The 1,932-nt window shown below is 58.9% G+C and carries 1 protein-coding gene; it reads left to right on the top strand.

The genetic code is table 11. The features are described from left to right. The first annotated feature begins 589 nt into the window (after positions 1 to 589). Positions 590 to 1,867, top strand: a complete 1,278-nt coding sequence (gene ltrA, locus ACIRRY_RS51765; protein ID WP_403988132.1) for a group II intron reverse transcriptase/maturase — start codon at positions 590 to 592, stop codon at positions 1,865 to 1,867. Positions 1,868 to 1,932: the final 65 nt, after the last annotated feature.

The following is a 1,932-nucleotide window of genomic DNA, read 5'->3' as shown; positions in this document are numbered from 1 at the left end:
TTGGTGTGTCCAGAAGGTGAATGTGCGGTTCTGATGTAGAAGACGGAAACGAACAGTCGCCATGCTGTTGTGGAGATGAAGGTAGGTCCTTCGACATCGGCATGCAGGTGCAGGTGTCAAACCGCCATGAGCTGCTGCGGTGAATGAGCCGTGGTGGTGAGCGTCATGGAAAAGCCGTACAAAATGCGGCAGGTGTGGGCTGAGAAGGCGAACGAAAGTGAACCGCTGATGACGTGTCGTAAAGCTTAGATGGCATCGAAACCAGGGCCTCAATGCTGTCCTGGGATGAGCCAGACGGGAACCTGTCTACAGGTCTGGCGGTGTCCGGCATGAAGGTGGCGCGAGCTCAGTCCGGGCTTCACAACGGAACTGGAGAACTCCTCGACGCGAAACCGCGATCCACGGGTTGACGTGGCTCGCGAGAGGGAGAGGCCCAAGTGGCGAAGTGTCATGAGGGCCGGAGTACCGGTGGCGCGTCAGGAGGGCGGAACGTCCCGTAGTAGTGATGAAACCTCCGTAATAGAGGCGGAGCGAAGGGGACGTGTTGTTGAGTGTCGATCGGCGATCAACCAGAGATGGGAGGAATCGGATGGTCGAGACGAGATCGGTGAGCAAGCCGTTTGATATTCCGAAACGGCTGGTCTGGAATGCATACCTGAAGGTTAAGGCCAACAGGGGAGCGGCTGGGGTGGACGGGCAGTCGTTAGCGGAGTTTGAGCAGGATGAGAAGAGCAACCTGTACAAGCTGTGGAACCGGCTGTCCTCGGGAAGTTACTTCCCTCCGCCCGTGAGAGCGGTTGATATTCCCAAAGCCGGCGGTGGGACTCGGAGCCTTGGGGTTCCCACGGTGGCCGACAGGATCGCCCAGACGGTAGTGGCCATGACATTGGAGCCAGATGTGGAGCAGATCTTCCATCAGGATTCGTATGGCTATCGCCCGAGGCGGTCCGCGCTGGATGCGGTGGAGACGTGCAAGCAGCGGTGCTGGAGGCATCCTTGGGTGATCGACCTTGACATCCAGGGATTCTTCGACAACGTGCCGCACGCCCCCATCATCGCGGCAGTGGAAAGACATACCAATCTCTCGTGGGTTCTGTTGTATGTGAAGCGATGGCTTGTCGCCCCCGTGCAGCAATCCGACGGAACGCTCGTCAGGCGGGAAAAGGGAACTCCTCAAGGATCTTCCATTTCGCCGTTGTTGTCGAATCTGTTCATGCACTACGCCTTCGATGCGTGGTTGGTTCGGGAGTACCCGGCGATCAGGTTCGAGCGGTACGGCGACGACGCTGTGGTGCACTGCGCCAGTGAGAAGCAGGCGAACTTCGTCCGCAACATCATCGAGCGCAGGTTGCTGCAGTTCGGATTACGTCTCCATCCGGAGAAAACCAGGGTGGTGTACTGCAAACAGGAAGGTCGTGAACGGGATTTTCCGGTCACGGAGTTCACGTTCCTGGGGTACGCCTTCCGCCCTCGGGCGGCCCGCTTGCGGGATGGGAGGCTGAAGACCGGCTTCCTTCCTGCAGTGAGCGGAACAGCCATGAAGTCCATGGCGAGGACTATCCGGAGTTGGCGACTCGGGCGCTGTACCGAGCTGAGCTTTCGGGAGATCGCCGCGATGATCAACCCCGTCGTGGCGGGATGGATCAATTACTATGGGCGCTTCTACAAGTCCAGATTGATCCGGTTTCTGGAACAGCAGATCAATCCGTTCCTGGTGAAATGGGCTCGGAGGAAGTACAAACGGTATCGTCGTGCCTCAAGGAAGGCCCGGAGAAAGCTGGCTGAGATTGCCTCAGCATTCCCGGGCATGTTCGCTCACTGGAAGCACGGCGCGTTGCCCACTGGTTCAACAATGGGAGCCGTGTGAGTCGCGAGGTTCACGCACGGTTCTGAGAGCGGCGGTGGGTGAGATTCCCGCCGCCGACTCACCTC

The organism is Streptomyces sp. NPDC101776 (genome assembly GCF_044766845.1).
Taxonomy (GTDB): Bacteria; Actinomycetota; Actinomycetes; order Streptomycetales; family Streptomycetaceae; genus Streptomyces.
Note: the sequence above shows the minus strand (reverse complement) of the source record. Positions and strands in the feature narration are given on the sequence as shown.

Coding starts and splice junctions, on each gene's coding strand:
- ltrA (WP_403988132.1), top strand. CDS start 590: ATGGTCGAGACGAGATCGGTGAGCAAGCCGTTTGATATTCCGAAACGG.